Below are 15,965 nucleotides of genomic sequence, written 5' to 3' on the forward strand. Positions count from 1 at the left end.
TCAGGCGGTGAGCACGCGCAGCACCAGCGCCGCGACCGCGAGCACGGTCACCACCAGCGGCAGCAGCCACTTCGGGGCGGGGTCACCGGCGCGCAGGTGCACGATCGCGGCGCCGGAGGCCATGGCGACGAAGCCGGCCAGCGCGGCGATCCCGAGCGGCGCCCACCAGAGCCCGATCACCAGGCCGGCGATGCCGGCCGCCTCCAGCACCCCGAGCAGCCGGTACGGACCCGGCGGGAATCCGAGGTGGACGGCCTCGGCCGCCAGCTCCGCTCCCCCGCGCGCCTTCCGCAGCGCGGCGACGGAGAACACGACGACCAACAGCACACTGAGCACGACCACGACGGCGAACAACGGCGCAACCTCCCGGCTATCACGGTGACGTCCCGAGCGTGCCGGACCGCACGTCATCGGAGCCACACCAGGTCGTGGTGTGGCAGCCGCGCGAGGCCGGGCGGAATACTGGCCCGGTGAGCGAACTCGGCGATTTCCTGCGCGCCCGGCGGGCCGCGCTGAGCCCGGAGGAGATCGGCGTGCCCACCCACGGCGCGACCCGGCGGGTGCCGGGCCTGCGGCGCGAGGAGGTCGCGATGCTCGCCGGCGTGAGCACGACCTACTACGCGCGGCTGGAGCAGGGCGAGAGCCACCAGATGTCCGACTCGGTGCTGGACGCGGTGGCCCGCGCGCTGCGCCTGGAGCAGGTCGAGCGCCTGCACCTGGCCCGGCTGGCCTGGCCGGCACAGCTCGTCCGCCGCGACCCCGGCCCGGACCGCGTCCGTGACTCGCTGCGCCGCATGATCGAGGGCAACACCGAGCAGGCGGCCGGCCTCCTCAGCCGGCACGCGGACCTGCTGGCCGGCAACCGCCTGTTCCACACGCTGTTCGGGCTGCCACCCGGGCGGCGGGTCAACCTGGCGCTGTGGCTGTTCCTCGACCCGGCCGCCCGTGACCTGCACGTCGACTGGCCGGCCGCCGCCGTGAAGATGGCCGCCTACCTGCGGATGACCGCGAGCGAGTGGCCCGGCGATCCGGAGCTGGCCGCGGTGATCGGCGAGCTGAGCATCGGGAGTGCGGAGTTCGCCGAGCTCTGGGCCAGGCATCCGGTCCGGGAGTGCCTGCACGGCGAGTACGCGCTCCGGCATCCGCAGGTCGGCGAGCTGACGCTGGCGGAGGAGGCGCTGGTCGTGCCGGATGCGGCCGGTCAGCGCCTGGTCGTCCTGACGCCCGCCGGGTCCGACCCGGAGTGGGCCGCGCGGCTGCGCCTGCTCGGCTCGCTCTGACCGCCTCAGCGGTAGGCGGCCACGGCGGCGCCGCCCTTGATCAGGAAGACGTGGTGGTGGCCGAGCGCGACCGGGCCGGTGCTGTACTCGGCGAGCGGCAGCCGGCGCAGCTCACGGCCGTCCCGGGCGCGCAGCGCGAGCAGGTGGGTGACCGGGGTGTCCGGGTTGCTCTGGAGCCAGACGACGCCGTTGCCGGCCACGATCGGGCCGTACGGGTAGGCGCCCGGCGCGGTCCACAGCCGGCGGCCGGTGCGCACGTCGAACGCGGCGATGCGGTGGTCGTCCGGCACGGTCAGGTCGTCCGCGCCGGCGTAGAGGCGCCCGCCCGCCGCGGTCAGGTCGTGGTAGCGATGGGTCGCCGGCGCGCACCAGAGCCGCCGGCCGTCCCGGGCGCCGTGGGCGCACAGCCGGTCGCCCGCGACCAGCACCGCGTGCGGGTCGGCCGCGAGGTCGCCGCCGCCGCGCACCTCCCGCTGCCAGAGCCGCCGGTTGGCCAGGCTGAGCTGGGTGACCAGCGCCGGTGAGTCGTCCACGACCGGGGCGGGTTCCTGGCCGGGCGGGATGATGTCGTCGCCGTAGAGCTCGTCGCGGTCCTGGAGCGTGCGGACCGCGATCCGGCCGCCGGCCGCCGCCGCGACCGGGGCGCCGCCGGTCAGCGTGCGGGTCCAGGCGCGGGCGCCGGTCTCCGCGCGGAACGCGTGCAGCACGGTCCGCTCGCAGACGTCGCCCTCGTAGCGGCCGCAGTCCCGGCCGGACGCGGCCAGCACCAGGTCACCGGCCGGGAGCACCCAGGCCGCGGGCCGGTCGCCGGCGAGCGTGGCGGTCCAGCGGGTCCGGCCGCCGAGATCGTGGGCGCGCACCACGCCGTCGGCCGTCGTGATCGTGAGGATCGACCGGCCGTCCGTGACCGGGCCGCCGAGTTCGGGTCCGGGCAGCCCGGGCGCGGCGAACGGGAGGCGTGCACCGGTGGCGGCGTCCCGGCGTACCAGGCGGATCAGGTCCCCGTCGCGCGCGCCGTGGTAGACCGAACCGGCGACGTGGAGCGGGTCGCCGGCCGGCGCCGCGTCGGTCGCGGTCCACGCCTCGGCGAGCCGCGCGGCCCGCGCGGGCGTCGGCCCGTCCGTGCCGGGCACCGGCGGTACAAGCATCGGGTCGACCGGCGCCGCCTGGACCGGCCCGGCGGCCAGCGCGGTCAGCAGCACCGCCGCGGTCGTGGTGAGCAGCGTCCGTGTCATCGCTGAGAGCCTTTCGTCGGATCCGCGGCCTCAGTATGGGCGCGCCTTCCCGGCGAATCCGGCTTTCCGGACGCCTCCGCGTGTGCACAACTCTTGTGCACAAATTCTGTGCACAGTTACTGTGCACGCGTGGAGCAGACCGGCGTCCGGATCGACGCGACTCAGCTGAAGGTGCTGGCCCACCCGTTGCGGTCCCGGCTGCTGGCCGCGCTGCGCACCGACGGCGCCGCCACCGCGACCCGGCTGGCCGAGCGGCTGGGGACGAACACCGGCGCCACCAGCTACCACCTGCGCCGGCTGGCCGAGGTGGGCCTGGTGGTGGAGGACGACCGGCCCGGCGCCGGCAAGCAGCGCTGGTGGCGTGCCGCGCAGGACTGGCACAGCATCGTGGCCGGCGACTTCCCGGAGGACGACCCGGACGCGCAGGCCGCGCTGGACTGGCTAGACGAGTTCTACCGCTCCGAGCACGCGCGCGCGGCCGCCCGGTGGCGGGCCGAGGAGCGCCGGTGGCCGGCCGAGTGGCGGGATGCGGTGACCTCGAACGACTACCTGCTCGACCTCACGCCCGCGCAGGTCCGCGCGCTGAACGAGGAGGTCGGCGCGCTCATCGAGCGGTACCGGGCGTTGCCGCGCGCGGAGGGCGCCGAGCGGGTGGTGGTGCTGTACGAGAACCACCCGGTGCCCCGCGCCCGGCCCGCCGGGGAGGCCCGATGACGGTCCGGGCCCGCTACCTGATCCTGCACGGCCTGCGCTGGCTGCCGGTCGGGCTGCTGATCCCGGTCACCGTGCTGCTGGCCCAGGAGCGCGGGCTGTCGCTCTCCCAGATCGGCCTGATCACGGCCGTGCAGGGCGTCGTGGTGCTGGCGCTGGAGCTGCCCACCGGCGGCCTGGCCGACACCATCGGCCGCCGCCCGGTGCTGCTGCTCGCCTCGCTGGTCAACCTCGCCTCGCTGGCGCTGCTGGTGGTGGCCGACTCGTTCTGGGCGTTCGCGGTGGTCTTCGCGCTGCAGGGCGTGTTCCGCGCGCTGGACAGCGGACCGCTCGACTCCTGGTACGTGGACGCCGCGCTCGCCGAGGACCCGGACGCCCGGTTCGAGGACGGGCTGAGCCGGGGCGGCGTGGTGCTCGGCTGCGCGATCGGCGGCGGCGCGCTGCTGGCCGGCGGCCTGGTCGCGCTGGACCCGATCCCGTCGGTGAGCGCGCTGACCGCCCCGCTGGTCGCGGCCGTCGCGCTCCAGGCGGTGACCGTGGTCGCGACCGTGGCGCTGCTCCGCGAGCCGCCGCGGTCCGGCACCGGCCCGGCGGGCCCGGCCGGGACGCTGCGCGGCGTGCCCGCCGTGATCGCGGACGCGGCCCGGCTGCTGCGCCGGTCGCACGTGCTCACCGCGCTGATCGCGGTGGAGCTGTTCTGGGCGTTCGGGATGATGACGTTCGAGCTGCTCTTCCCGGTACGGCTGGCCGAACTGGTCGGCAGCCCCGGCACCGCGGGCACGATCATGGGCCCGGTGGGCTCGGTCGCCTGGCTGGCCTCCGCGGCCGGCGCCGCGCTGGCGCCCGTGCTGGTCCGGCGGCTCGGCCCGGCCTGGTCCGGCGTGACCCTGCAGGCCGGGCAGGCGCTGGCGGTGCTGGCGATGGGCCTGCTCACCGGCCCGGCGGGGGCGATCGCGGCATATCTGGCCTGCTACGCGCTGCACGGCGCGGTCAACCCGGTCTTCCGGGGCCTGATGCACCGGCAGTCGGACGCGGGGAACCGCACCACGGTCGCGTCGCTCGCCTCGATGGCCGGGCTGCCGGCCGCCGCGGCCGGCAGCGTGGTGCTCGCCGCGATCGCGGACGCCGCCGGCGTGCGCACCGCGATCCTGGCCGGCGCGATCCCGCTGGCGGTGGCCGCGCTGGGATACCTGGCGGCGCGCCGCACGCCGCCGGCGTCCCGCGATTGAGGCACTCCCCCGGCACCCCGCGATCGAGGCATTCGCCCCGGCGCCGGGCGATCGAGGTGTTCCCCACGCCGCCGGAGCCGCGTGCGGAACACCTCGGCGTCAGGCGCGCAGGTAGTCGAGCAGCGAGCGCAGCGGGTCGCCGGGCGCCGTGGTGTCCACCACGACCCGGCGCCCCACGTAGGGCTGGTACTCCGCGCGGCGCTCCAGCACCCGCACCCAGTCCACCTCCGCGTACGCCGGGTCGGCGGCCTGGCGGGCCTCCACGCGGCGGCGGTGCTCGGCCTGGTCGCCGCACCACACCTCGACCACGCGGAGCGGCACCTTGGCCCGGTCCGCGAGGTCCAGCCACAGCTCACGGGACTCGACGGCCGGGTTGACCGCGTCCACCACCACCGGCAGGCCGAGGTCGAGCTGCAACTCGGCCAGGGACGCCACGGCCCGGTAGGCCTCGGGGCCGGTGGACCGGAACGCACGCTCGATCGGGTCGACCGGGAGGACCGGGGCCGGCAGCGCGGCGCCCACCCGGCGGGCGAGCGTGCTCTTGCCGACCCCCGGCAGCCCGGCGAAGACGATCAGCACCGGGCGGGCGGTCACGGGATCAGGTGCGGGCGCACGTCCTCCGCCGCCGCGTCGCCGTAGGCCTCGCCGAGCGCCTTGACGAACTGGTCGGCGCGGATCTCGTACTCCTGGGTGCCGACGGTCTCCAGCACGTACGTGGCGAGCAGCGAGCCGATCTGGGCGGACCGCTCCAGGCCGAGGCCCCAGGTGAGGCCCGCGAAGAAGCCGGAGCGGAACGCGTCGCCGCCGCCGGTCGGGTCGTACGCGGAGACGGAACGGGCGACCGGGACGTGGATCGGCGCGATGTCCCGCCCGGTGATCCGGGCGCCGTCCTTGCCGAGCGTGGTGACCTGGACGTGCACCCGGTCCAGGATCTGCGCCTCGCTGAGCCCGGTCTTGCTCTCCAGCAGCGACTTCTCGTACTCGTTCGTGAAGAGGAACTCGGCGCCGTCGATCAGCTTCAGCACGTCCTCGCCATCGACGCGGGCGAGCTGCTGGGACGGGTCGGCGGCGAACCGGATGCCGCGCTCCCGGCACTCCTCGGAGTGGCGGACCATGGCGGCCGGGTCGTTCGCCCCGACGAGCACCAGGTCGAGGCCGCCGTTGCGGTCCGCGACCGGCGCCAGCTCGATGTTGCGGGCCTCGGCCATCGCGCCCGCGTAGAACGAGGCGATCTGGTTCATCTCGGTGTCGGTGGTGCAGACGAAGCGCGCGGTGTGCGCCACGTCGCTGATGTAGACCGAGCCGCAGTCGACACCGTGCCGCTCCAGCCATGAGCGGTAGTCGGCGAAGTCGGCGCCGACCGCGCCCACCAGGATCGGCCGCAGACCGAGCTGACCCATGCCGAACGCGATGTTCGCCGCGACGCCACCGCGGCGCACCACCAGGTCGTCGACGAGGAACGACAGCGACACCTTGTGCAGTTGGTCGGCCAGGAGCTGGTCGGCGAACCGGCCCGGGAAATGCATCAGATGGTCGGTGGCGATCGAGCCGGTAACGGCGATCTTCATGTCGGCCCTCGAGGGTGTCGGCGGCTATAGCCCGAACAGCCTACCGGCACGGACGCCGGTGGCAGGACGCTCGCCCGTCAGGTCGGCGTCATCTGACGGTAACGCGAGACCCTCGAAAACCACTGGAGGGTACGTCGTGCGCGCGCACGGCGTACCCTCCGATGATCTTGATTTAGTGGAACGAGTCGCCGCAGGCGCAGGAGCCACCGGCGTTCGGGTTGTCGATGGTGAAGCCCTGCGCGTCGATGCGGTCCGCGTAGTCGACGGTCGCGCCGGTCAGGTACGGCGCGCTCATCCGGTCCACGACGACCTGGACGCCGCCGAAGTCGTCCACGATGTCACCGTCGAGCGAGCGCTCGTCGAAGAACAGCTGGTAGCGGAGGCCGGAGCAGCCGCCGGGCTGCACCGCCACGCGCAGCCGCAGATCGTCGCGGCCCTCCTGCTCGAGCAGGTTCTTGACCTTCTCCGCCGCGACGTCCGTGAGGATGATGGTCGTCGCAGCCTTGGTCGTCTCGGCCACGGCCTCGGTGCCGGTCTGCGCTGAAGTGGTCACTTGGAGGTCTCCCTGCGCTGTGCGGATTTATTCCGTCTGTGGCCAACGCATGTCCGCTGACCGTGCATTCCCACCCAGTCTAAAACTTCTCCCAGGTTATGCCCGTGCGCCGTTGGTCTCACCGGCTGTATTGACCCGCCAGACGCTCCGCCAGCGCGCTCAGCCCCGCCGCTGGTCCGGCCATCGCCGCGTCCACGTCCCCGCCGAAGAAGTCCACCAGCGAGTACGTCTCGGTGACGCCCACCGCGGCCGCCTCCCGCCGACCGGTGGTGACCCGGCCGGCCAGCACCACGCACGGCAGGCCGCGGTCCCGGGCGCCGCCGGCCACGCCCGCGACCACCTTGCCGCGCAGCGACTGGTGGTCGAACGAGCCCTCGCCGGTGATCACCAGGTCCGCGGTGTCCAGCGCGGCGGGCAGGCCGGTGAGGCGGGTCACCAGGTCGATGCCGGACTCGCAGCGGCCGCCGAGCGCGAGGACCGCGGCGCCGAGCCCGCCGGCCGCTCCCGCGCCGGGCAGCGCCGCCAGCCCGGGTGGTGCCGTGGGCAGTGCCTGCAGCAGGCCGGCGTACGTCTCCAGCGCGCGGTCCAGCACGAACACGTCCTCCCGGGTGGCGCCCTTCTGCGGGCCGTAGACCGCGGAGGCGCCGTGCAGGCCGGTGAGCGGGTTGTCCACGTCGGTGGCCGCGACCAGCTCGGCGCCCCGGGTGCGCGGCGTGCCGGTGAGGCCCGCAGCCGCGGTGAGCGCGGCTCCGCCGTACGGCAGCGCGTAGCCACCCGCGTCCACCGGCGCGGCGTCCAGCGCGGCGAGCATGCCGGCGCCCGCGTCGTTGACGGCGGAGCCGCCGAGGCCGATCACCACGCGGGTGGCGCCGTGCTCGATCGCGGCGAGGATCAGCAGGCCGAGCCCGTACGACGTGGTGCGCTTCGGATCGCGCTCGGCGGGGTCCAGCAGGTGCAGGCCGCAGGCGTGGGCGCTCTCGACGTACCCGGTGCCGTCTTTGATCAGGATCGTGCCCTTCGCCGGCCGGCCGAGCGGGTCGACCGTGTCGATGATCACGCGGCGGCCGTTCAGGGCGGGCGCCAGCACGTCGATGAAGCCGGGGCCGCCGTCCGCGAGGGGCCGCTCGACCAGTTCGTCCCGATCGTTCGCGGCGCGCCACCCGTCGGCGATCGCACGCGCGGCGGCCGGCGCGTCGATGCTTCCGGCGAACTTGTCCGGACAGATCAGGATTCGCACGGTTTTCACTCCCTGGTCGACGGCGCTTCGGACCAGTGTGAGGGATGCCTGGATCACACCGGCGGGCCGGTCTCACTGTGAGACAATCTTCGTGTGACATCGACCTGGGTAGAGCCGTCCAACACCGCAACCGCCCTGCTGCTGCTGGGCAGGGGCACCGACCCGGCCTCCGAGCGCGGCGTCGACTGCCCCGGAGACCTGCCGTCACCGAGCGACCCCGACCTGGTGGCCCGCGCCATGGCCGCCAAGCTCGCGCTCGGCGACCGCGTCTTCGTCCTGGGGCACCACTACCAGCGGGACGAGGTGATCCAGTTCGCCGATGTGACGGGCGACTCGTTCAAGCTCGCCCGCGAGGCCGCGGCCCGGCCGGACGCGGAATTCATCGTCTTCTGCGGCGTGCACTTCATGGCCGAGAGCGCGGACATCCTGACCACGGACGCGCAGAAGGTGATCCTGCCGGATCTCGCGGCCGGCTGCTCGATGGCCGACATGGCCGTGCTGTCCCAGGTGGAGACCGCGTGGGACCTGTTCGAGGACCTGGGCATCGCCGCGGACGTCGTGCCGGTCACGTACATGAACTCGTCGGCCGACATCAAGGGCTTCGTCGGGCGCAACAAGGGTGTGGTGTGCACCTCGTCCAACGCCAAGCGCGCGCTGGACTGGGCGTTCGAGCAGGGGTCGAAGGTGTTCTTCCTGCCCGACCAGCACCTCGGGCGGAACACGGCGGTCCTGGAGATGGGCTACTCGCTGGACGACTGCGTGCTCTACGACCCGCACAAGCCGCACGGCGGCCTCACCCCCGAGCAGCTGCGGAACGCCAAGATGATCCTCTGGCGCGGCCACTGCTCGGTGCACGGGCGGTTCACGCTCTCCTGCGTGGAGGAGATTCGCGAGCGCGTCCCCGGGGTAAACGTGCTCGTGCACCCGGAATGCCGTCACGAGGTGGTGACGGCGGCCGATCACGTGGGCTCGACGGAATTCATCATCAAGACCATCGAGGCCGCGCCGGCCGGGTCCGCGTGGGCCGTCGGCACCGAGCTGAACCTCGTGCGCCGGCTCGCCAACGCGCACCCGGACAAGCAGATCATGTTCCTCGACCGTACTGTGTGTTACTGCTCGACTATGAACCGCATCGATCTGCCGCATCTGGTCTGGGCTCTGGAAGAACTTGTCGCCGGCCGGACACCGAACCAGATTACGGTCGATCCGGACACTTCGGCATATGCACGATCCGCGCTCGATCAGATGCTTGCGCTGCCGTAACAGGCATCCGAGGCTCCGTAAGATCCCCGACAGAACCACCGCCGCTCGTCCCGGTTTCGTGCCAGGACGGGCGGTGTGCGGGTTCTTGTCTTGGTAACCGAGCGCTATGCTTCCCCGGCGACAAGCGCCAGCCCCCCGCTCGTTGATTCGCACGAACGAGAACCGGCGCCCATCCCCCTTACGCAAGCGCTGGAGGTTGCGTTGACCGACGACGTGCTGGCCGTACACGGTGGTACACCGCTGAACGGCCGGGTCCGGGTCCGCGGCGCCAAGAACCTCGTCTCCAAGGCGATGGTGGCGTCCCTGCTCGGCGACAGCCCGAGCACGCTCTACGACGTCCCCGCCATCCGCGACGTGGAGGTCGTCACCGGCCTGCTGGAACTGCACGGGGTCCGGGTCAGCAAGGGCGAGTCCGACGGCGAGCTCATCTTCGACCCGTCGAACGTCGAATCCGCCTCGACCGACGAGATCAACGTGCACGCCGGGTCCAGCCGGATCCCGATCCTGTTCTGCGGGCCGCTGCTGCACCGGCTGGGCCACGCGTTCATCCCCGACCTGGGCGGCTGCCACATCGGGCCGCGCCCGATCGACTTCCACATCCAGGCGCTGCGGCAGTTCGGCGCGATCGTGGACAAGGCGCCCGAGGGCATGCACCTCACCGCGCCGAACGGGCTGCACGGCACCAAGTTCGAGCTGCCGTACCCGAGCGTCGGCGCCACCGAGCAGGTGCTGCTCACCGCGGTCCTGGCCGAGGGCGTCACCGAGCTGCGCAACGCCGCGGTCGAGCCGGAGATCATGGACCTCATCTGCGTGCTGCAGAAGATGGGCGCCATCATCACCGTGCACACCGACCGGGTCATCGAGATCAAGGGCGTGAAGCGGCTCGGCGGCTACTCGCACCGCCCGATCCCGGACCGGATCGAGGCCGCGTCCTGGGCCGCGGCGGCGCTGGCCACCCGCGGCGACATCACGGTGCTCGGCGCGCAGCAGGCCGACATGGGCACGTTCCTGAACGTGTTCCGGTCGATCGGCGGCCAGTTCGAGGTCACCGACACGCTCCCGCCGAACGACAACCGCCCGGGTCGCGAAGGCGGCATCCGCTTCTGGCACCCCGGCACCGAGCTGACCGCGGTGGCGCTGGAGACGGACGTGCACCCCGGCTTCGCCACCGACTGGCAGCAGCCGCTGGTGGTCGCGCTCACCCAGGCACGGGGCATCTCGATCGTCCACGAGACCGTGTACGAGCAGCGCCTCGGCTACACCGAGTCGCTGAACACGATGGGCGCGACGATCCAGACCTACCGCGACTGCCTCGGCGGTACGCCGTGCCGCTTCGGCCGGCGTAACTTCCACCACTCCGCGGTCATCGCCGGCCCGTCCAAGCTGCACGCGGCCGACCTGGTCATCCCGGACCTGCGGGCCGGGTTCAGCCACCTCATCGCGGCGCTGGCGGCGGAGGGCACCTCCCGGGTGTACGGCGTGAGCCTGATCAAGCGCGGCTACGAGAACTTCGAGACGAAGCTCGCCGACCTCGGCGCGAACGTCGAGCGGGTCTGACGCTCCGATCGGAAGGGGAGGCCGGGACCTGAGGGTTCCGGCCTCCTCGTTCTTTCGGGTGACGGGCTTGCGCACGGTGGCCGGTTTCGCTGTCTTTCATCTCTTGGCTACCCTTGCCACGTGCCGCTGTTTCGTCGCAAGTCCACCGATCTCGTCGAGGACCAGGTCTCCGAGGTCGAGACGTCCGAGGACGTGACCACCGCCACCCGGGGTCACACCCCGAGCAAGCGTGAGCTGGGTGTGGCGACGCCGAAGCGGCCGAGCACCCAGCGCCGCCCCGGCGGTGCCGCGGTCAGCCGGACGCCGCTGACCAAGGAGGAGGCGAAGGAGCAGCGCCGGCTCGCGCGGCAGCGGGAGTCCGAGCGGTTCCGCCGCGAGGGCGGGCCGCGGGACCGCGGGCCGGAGCGCGTGCTCGTCCGCAACGTGGTCGACTCGCGGCGCACCGTCGGGTCGTTCTTCCTGGGTGGCGCGTTCGTGGTGCTGATCGGCGCCAGCGTGCCGGACGCCCGGGTGCAGGCCATCGCGAACGTGCTGTGGCTGGCGCTCGCGCTCGCCGTGATCGTGGACAGCATCCTGATCAGCCGCCGGATCAAGAAGGTGGTGCGCGAGCGCTTCCCGAAGACCACGGAGCGGATGGGCTCGCTCTACTTCTACGGCATCTCCCGCTCGCTGAGCTTCCGCCGCATGCGGGTGCCGATGCCCGCGGTCGCGGTCGGCGAGAAGTACTGAGTCCTGATCATGGGTGCTCCATGATCAGGACCGCCCAGCTGCCGGGCTCCAGCCCTTCGTAGACGTGCGGTGCGTCGCCCGGGTAGGACACGTAGTCGCCCGGGCCGAGCTCCACCGGCTCGTCCGCCGGGCCGATCCGCACCCGGCCGGACGCCACGATCGCGTGCTCGACCGTGCCGGGCAGGTGGGGTTCCGCGCGCCGTACCGCGCCGGGCTCGGACTCGATGATGTAGACGTCCCGGCGCGCGCGGCCGTCACCGGCGGTGAGCAGCGAACCGGTGTAGAACGCCTGGTCGGACGTCACCCGCGGGTTCTCCCCCGCGCGGACCACCCGCACCTTCGGCGTGGGCGGCTCGATCAACCTGCTCAGCGGGACGTCCAGCGCGTTGCCCAGCGACCAGAGCGTCTCCACGCTGGGGTTGCCGCTGCCCGCCTCCAGCTGCGAGAGCGTGGACTTGGCCACGCCGGCCCGGCGGGCCACCTCGGCCAGCGAGAGGCCGGCGCGTTCCCGTTCCCGCTTCAGGGCGGCCGCGATGACGGCGATCGGCGGCTCAGGCGTTCGTTTCATCGGACCCTTCGTTCGATTTGACATACTCGACGGTACGTTCGATATTTCATGGTGTGCGTTCAGTAAATCGAACGATCCTGCGGGACGCGTTCGCGATCGCGGTGGCGACCGGCGCGGTGGCGATCTCGTTCGGCGCGATCGCGGCCGGAAGCGGCCTGCCGCCCTGGTCGGTGGTGCTCATGTCGGTGTTCATCTTCGCGGGCGGCGCCCAGTTCATGGCGGTAGGGCTGCTCGCCGCCGGAAACCCGCTGGCCGCGCTCTTCGGCGGCCTGCTGATCAACGCCCGCCACCTGCCGTTCGGCCTGGCGGTCGCGGACGCGGTCGGCCCCCGCCGATGGCAGCGGCTGCTCGGCAGCCACCTCGTCATCGACGAGTCGGTCGCGTTCGCCCTCGCCCGCACCGACCCGCGCGAACGCCGGGTCGCGTTCTGGGCCACCGGCGCGCTCCTCTTCGTCTGCTGGAACCTCGGCACGCTGGCCGGCCTCGCGCTGGGCTCCGCCGTGGGCGACCCGGCCGTGCTCGGCCTGGACGCGGCGTTCCCGGCGGGGCTGATCGCATTGATCCTGCCGTCCCTGCGGGACCGCGCGACACGCGAGGTGACCCTGGCCGGCGCGGCCCTCGCCGTGCTCACCACGCCACTGCTGCCGGCCGGGCTCCCGGTGCTGCTCGCCCTGGGCGGCCTGCTCGTCCTGGCCATCCCCCGCCGCCGCCCGGCAACCCCCGACGCGGCCGGCCGGTCTTCGGCCGACGAGCCGGCGACTCGGGACGGCACACCAGCGGCACAGCGCGAAACACCGGCGGCGGACGGCGGGGCACCGGCGGCCGGGGGCCGCGCGGCGGACGCGGAGGAGGCGGCATGGTGATCGCCGTGATCGTCGGGCTGGCGGTGGGCACCTACGCGTTCCGGCTCCTGGGCGTGATGTTGCATGACCGGCTGGAGCTGCCGGAACGCGTCCGGGTGGTGCTTCCGCTGGCCGCGTCCGCGCTGCTCGGTGCGCTCGCCGCCACGGCGGCGCTGACCGAGGGAGGCGCCCTCGCCGGTGTGGCCCGGCCGGCCGGGGTGCTGGTCGGCGTGCTGCTGGCGTGGCGCCGCGTGCCGTTCGTCGTGGTGGTCGTCGCCGCCGCCGCGACCACCGCGTGCCTCCGCCTGCTCGGCGTGCCCTGAGCGGGTCGCCCGGGGCCGCCTGACGCGCGATCGCACCTGACCGCGGGGCCGGACCGGGTGGTCTTGAACGGCGGGACCGGCTCCGTCGCGGCGGGCGAACGGAGCGCTAGCGGAGATGAGGCCGGCGGCGCGGTTGGCCCGCGGGAGCATGCGGGTCGCACCGCGCCGGGAGCGGGAATATCCGTTTTTATGGGTTCTTGTAGAGGCGGGCGATGACGTCCTCGATCTCCGGTTCGAGGACCGAGATGTCGCGGACGGGGGCGGCCCTGGCGATCTGGATGACGAGGTCTCCGGCGGTGGCGGTGGTCAGGCGGTAGGTGAGGCGGCGGCCGTCCAGGGCCGTGTCGTCGAGGTCGGCGCCGGTGACCGGGATCGGGGTGGCCGGGGGCTCGTCCAGGTCGACGACGACGCGGCGGCGGGAGTCGAAGCGGGCGTGCAGCGCGTCGAGGGTGCCGTCGTGGACGACCCGGCCGTGATCGATGACGACGAGCCTGCGGCAGAGGCGCTCGATGTCCGCCAGGTCGTGCGTGGTGAGCATCACGGTGGTGTCGCCGCGCCGGCCCAGTTCGGTCAGGAACGCGCGGACGGCCTGCTTGCTGACCACGTCCAGGCCGATCGTGGGCTCGTCCAGGAACAGCACCTCGGGGCCGTGCAGCAGCGCGGCGGTGAGCTCGCCGCGCATGCGCTGGCCGAGCGAGAGCTGCCGGACCGGCGTGTCCAGGAACTCGTCGAGTTCCAGCATGGCGCGGCAGCGGGCCAGGCGGGCGGCGTGGTCGCCGGGCGGCACCCGGTAGACGTGCCGGAGCAGGTCGAAGGACTCGCGCAGCGGCAGGTCCCACCACAGCTGGGAGCGCTGGCCGAAGACCACGCCGATGCGCAGCGCGAGCCGGATGCGCTGGCGGACCGGGACCAGGCCGCAGACCGTGACGTGGCCGCCGGACGGCATCAGCACGCCGGTCATCATCTTGAGCGTGGTGGACTTGCCGGCACCGTTCGGGCCGATGTAGCCGACCGTCTCGCCGCGCGCCACGGTCAGGTCGACGCCGGCCACCGCGGCGGTCTCCCGGCGCTCGCGGCGGAACCGGCCCTTCTTGACCGAGACGGTGAAGGTCTTGCTGAGGTCGCGGGCCTCGATGACTGTCATGATCCGGTACTCCGATAGTGGCGGACGCCGGTGCGCCAGACCAGGCCGGCGACGAGCGCGGCCGGGACACAGACCAGCGGGGCGGCCCATCCGGCCCAGGCGGGCAGGCCGAGCGGGTCGGCGCGGCCGAGCAGGGCCAGCGCCGGTTGGTAGGCGACGAACGCGAAGCCGAGGCCGTACGCGAAGACGCGCCGGAACCAGCCGTCGTAGACCGTGACGGGGTAGCTGGTGAAGTCGCGCCCGCCGTAGGTGAACGCGTTGCCGACCTCGCCGGACTCGATCCACCAGAACGCCACGGACGCGGTACCGACGAAGATCGCGCCGAAGAACACCGCGCCGGCGAGCGGGGCGACGAGCGCGAACGCCACGCGGGCCGGCGTCCAGTCGACGTCCGCCCGGAGGAGCGCGACCGCCAGCACGGCGGCGGCGAACAGGAACCGGGACACCTTGCGCAGCGGCAGGTCCATGGCGAGCAACTGACCGAGCGGGCCGAGCGGGCGGACCAGTACCGCGTCCATCAGGCCGGTCCGCACGTACAGCCGGATTCGCTCGATGTTGCCGACCGTGAGGTCGGCCAGGTTGAACGCGCACAGCCCGAGCCCGGCCATCACCAGCGACTCCTCCAGCCGGAACCCGCCGACCAGGTCCGTGACCGTGAACAGCACGATCACCGTGGCCACGTCCAGCACGGTGGCGGACACGTTGGTGGCCAGGTCGATCGCGAAGGACATCCGGTACGAGGCCTGCGCGCGGGCCTGCGCGCGCAGCAGGTGCAGGTGCCCGCCGAGCCGGGCGCGGAACTCACCCACCCTGGATCACCAGCCGCCGCTCGGCCCGGCGCTGCACCACCCGGCAGAGCAGCAGCATGATCGCCGCCCAGAGTCCCTGGAGCGCGACGATGCCGAACTGGACAGGCGTGGCGTCCCGCTCCACCAGCACGTCCAGCGGCGCCTGGAACAGGCTGGGCAGCGGCGTGAGCAGCCAGAGCGAGAGCAGCGCGGGCTCCGGCAGGAAGCGCAGCGGGAAGTAGAGGCCGGCCACCACGCCGGAGCCGAGCGTCCAGAGCGAGATCGGGCCGCGCACGTCGAGCAGCCAGTAGGCGGTGCAGTTGACCAGGAACCGGCAGCAGAACGTGATCACCACGGCGAGCACGACGGAGACGGCGAACAGCGGCGGCGTGTGCCACCGAACCGGAAGATAGAGGTCGAAGAAGAGCATGCCGACGAGTACGGGTGGTACGCACCGGGTCAGCACCGCGTGCCAGGCCCGGCCCAGGTCGGCGGCGAGCATGCTGTGCACCGGGTCGATCGGGCGCAGCAGATCGCTGACCACCTCGCCGGTGCGGATGCGGTCGGCCAGCTCGGGCGGGCCCCAGAGCAGCACCACCGCCAGCAGTCCCTGGGCGACCCAGACGAACGTGGCCAGTTGCTCCGGCGTGTAGCCGCCGACCACCGCGCCACCGGCGACGGCCAGGAAGAGGTAGCAGCGGAGGAAGCCGAAGATCGTGTTGGTGAACGTTCCGGCGACCGTGGCCTGACGATAGGTGGCGTAGCGACGAAACCCTGATACCGCGATAATCCAGAATGTCGTGATTTGTCCGACGAATTTTTGATGCGGGATGGTGCGCACGGTGGCGTCGAACAAGCCCACGCCGTTACCCTCCTTTCCGCGGACTCCGCTGCGCCGAGCCGGGTGACTCTACCCGGGGTTCACGGCTGCCCAGCGA

18 protein-coding genes are annotated in these 15,965 nt (G+C 73.0%); 8 read left to right on the forward strand and 10 right to left on the reverse strand.

Annotation, left to right across the window (positions count from 1 at the left end):
* Entirely contained in the window at positions 1–354 is a 354-nt protein-coding gene (locus tag J2S41_RS25180; protein WP_310371087.1) for a DoxX family protein, read from the reverse strand.
* A gap of 116 nt (positions 355–470) precedes the next feature.
* On the opposite strand from J2S41_RS25180, the gene J2S41_RS25185 reads away from it, so the two are divergent.
* Positions 471–1,280 carry a helix-turn-helix domain-containing protein gene (locus J2S41_RS25185; protein WP_310371089.1) on the forward strand — a complete coding sequence of 270 codons (810 nt, stop codon included), beginning with the start codon at positions 471–473 and terminating at the stop codon, positions 1,278–1,280.
* Positions 1,281–1,285: 5 nt separating this feature from the next.
* Here J2S41_RS25185 and J2S41_RS25190 read toward each other — a convergent pair whose 3' ends face one another.
* Entirely contained in the window at positions 1,286–2,515 is a 1,230-nt protein-coding gene (locus J2S41_RS25190; protein WP_310371092.1) for an outer membrane protein assembly factor BamB family protein, read from the reverse strand.
* Between the two features lie 129 nt (positions 2,516–2,644).
* Here J2S41_RS25190 and J2S41_RS25195 point away from each other — a divergent pair, with 129 nt between their 5' ends.
* Complete coding sequence (locus J2S41_RS25195) at positions 2,645–3,229, forward strand: ArsR/SmtB family transcription factor (RefSeq protein ID WP_310371094.1); 585 nt, start codon at positions 2,645–2,647, stop codon at positions 3,227–3,229.
* A complete protein-coding gene (locus J2S41_RS25200; protein WP_310371096.1) occupies positions 3,226–4,455 on the forward strand; it encodes an MFS transporter in 1,230 nt (409 codons plus the stop codon). Before J2S41_RS25195 ends, J2S41_RS25200 begins: the two co-directional genes overlap by 4 nt.
* A gap of 99 nt (positions 4,456–4,554) precedes the next feature.
* On the opposite strand, the gene J2S41_RS25205 is transcribed toward J2S41_RS25200, so the two are convergent.
* The 4 genes from J2S41_RS25205 to J2S41_RS25220 form a co-directional block, all read right to left on the reverse strand.
* Entirely contained in the window at positions 4,555–5,049 is a 495-nt protein-coding gene (locus J2S41_RS25205; protein ID WP_310371098.1) for a P-loop nucleotide/nucleoside kinase family protein, read from the reverse strand.
* A complete protein-coding gene (locus tag J2S41_RS25210; protein ID WP_310371099.1) occupies positions 5,046–6,023 on the reverse strand; it encodes a carbohydrate kinase family protein in 978 nt (325 codons plus the stop codon). Before J2S41_RS25210 ends, J2S41_RS25205 begins: the two co-directional genes overlap by 4 nt.
* Positions 6,024–6,195: 172 nt before the next feature.
* Positions 6,196–6,576 carry an iron-sulfur cluster insertion protein ErpA gene (erpA, locus tag J2S41_RS25215; RefSeq protein WP_374728161.1) on the reverse strand — a complete coding sequence of 127 codons (381 nt, stop codon included), beginning with the start codon at positions 6,574–6,576 and terminating at the stop codon, positions 6,196–6,198.
* Positions 6,577–6,694: 118 nt separating this feature from the next.
* On the reverse strand, positions 6,695–7,813 hold the full coding sequence (locus J2S41_RS25220; RefSeq protein WP_310371101.1) for a glycerate kinase family protein: 1,119 nt from the start codon (positions 7,811–7,813) through the stop codon (positions 6,695–6,697).
* 93 nt (positions 7,814–7,906) lie between these two features.
* Between J2S41_RS25220 and nadA the strand changes: the two genes are divergently transcribed.
* The 3 genes from nadA to J2S41_RS25235 all read left to right on the forward strand — a co-directional run bounded on the left by nadA (position 7,907) and on the right by J2S41_RS25235 (position 11,362).
* On the forward strand, positions 7,907–9,076 hold the full coding sequence (gene nadA / locus J2S41_RS25225; RefSeq protein ID WP_310371102.1) for a quinolinate synthase NadA: 1,170 nt from the start codon (positions 7,907–7,909) through the stop codon (positions 9,074–9,076).
* 201 nt (positions 9,077–9,277) lie between these two features.
* A complete protein-coding gene (gene murA / locus J2S41_RS25230) occupies positions 9,278–10,633 on the forward strand; it encodes a UDP-N-acetylglucosamine 1-carboxyvinyltransferase (RefSeq protein WP_310371103.1) in 1,356 nt (451 codons plus the stop codon).
* Between the two features lie 120 nt (positions 10,634–10,753).
* Entirely contained in the window at positions 10,754–11,362 is a 609-nt protein-coding gene (locus tag J2S41_RS25235) for a DUF3043 domain-containing protein (protein WP_310371105.1), read from the forward strand.
* Between the two features lie 7 nt (positions 11,363–11,369).
* Here J2S41_RS25235 and J2S41_RS25240 read toward each other — a convergent pair whose 3' ends face one another.
* On the reverse strand, positions 11,370–11,930 hold the full coding sequence (locus J2S41_RS25240) for a helix-turn-helix domain-containing protein (protein WP_310371106.1): 561 nt from the start codon (positions 11,928–11,930) through the stop codon (positions 11,370–11,372).
* Between the two features lie 53 nt (positions 11,931–11,983).
* Here J2S41_RS25240 and J2S41_RS25245 point away from each other — a divergent pair, with 53 nt between their 5' ends.
* Positions 11,984–12,793 carry an AzlC family ABC transporter permease gene (locus J2S41_RS25245; RefSeq protein WP_310371108.1) on the forward strand — a complete coding sequence of 270 codons (810 nt, stop codon included), beginning with the start codon at positions 11,984–11,986 and terminating at the stop codon, positions 12,791–12,793.
* Complete coding sequence (locus J2S41_RS25250) at positions 12,787–13,095, forward strand: AzlD domain-containing protein (protein ID WP_310371110.1); 309 nt, start codon at positions 12,787–12,789, stop codon at positions 13,093–13,095. The genes J2S41_RS25245 and J2S41_RS25250 overlap by 7 nt, the downstream gene beginning before the upstream one ends.
* A 187-nt stretch (positions 13,096–13,282) precedes the next feature.
* On the opposite strand, the gene J2S41_RS25255 is transcribed toward J2S41_RS25250, so the two are convergent.
* Genes J2S41_RS25255 through J2S41_RS25265 form a run of 3 tightly spaced genes read right to left on the reverse strand, consistent with a single transcriptional unit; the run spans position 13,283 to position 15,889 of the window.
* The gene (locus J2S41_RS25255) at positions 13,283–14,239 is read right to left on the reverse strand and encodes an ABC transporter ATP-binding protein (protein ID WP_310371112.1); all 957 of its coding nucleotides are present in this window, start codon (positions 14,237–14,239) and stop codon (positions 13,283–13,285) included.
* Positions 14,236–15,048 (reverse strand): ABC transporter permease, encoded by an 813-nt coding sequence (locus J2S41_RS25260; RefSeq protein WP_374728162.1) that lies wholly within the window; start codon positions 15,046–15,048, stop codon positions 14,236–14,238. Before J2S41_RS25260 ends, J2S41_RS25255 begins: the two co-directional genes overlap by 4 nt.
* Positions 15,041–15,889 carry an ABC transporter permease gene (locus J2S41_RS25265; protein ID WP_310371113.1) on the reverse strand — a complete coding sequence of 283 codons (849 nt, stop codon included), beginning with the start codon at positions 15,887–15,889 and terminating at the stop codon, positions 15,041–15,043. The genes J2S41_RS25260 and J2S41_RS25265 overlap by 8 nt, the downstream gene beginning before the upstream one ends.
* Between the last annotated feature and the right edge of the window lie 76 nt (positions 15,890–15,965).

It is taken from the genome of Catenuloplanes atrovinosus (genome assembly GCF_031458235.1).
GTDB lineage: Bacteria > Actinomycetota > Actinomycetes > Mycobacteriales > Micromonosporaceae > Catenuloplanes > Catenuloplanes atrovinosus.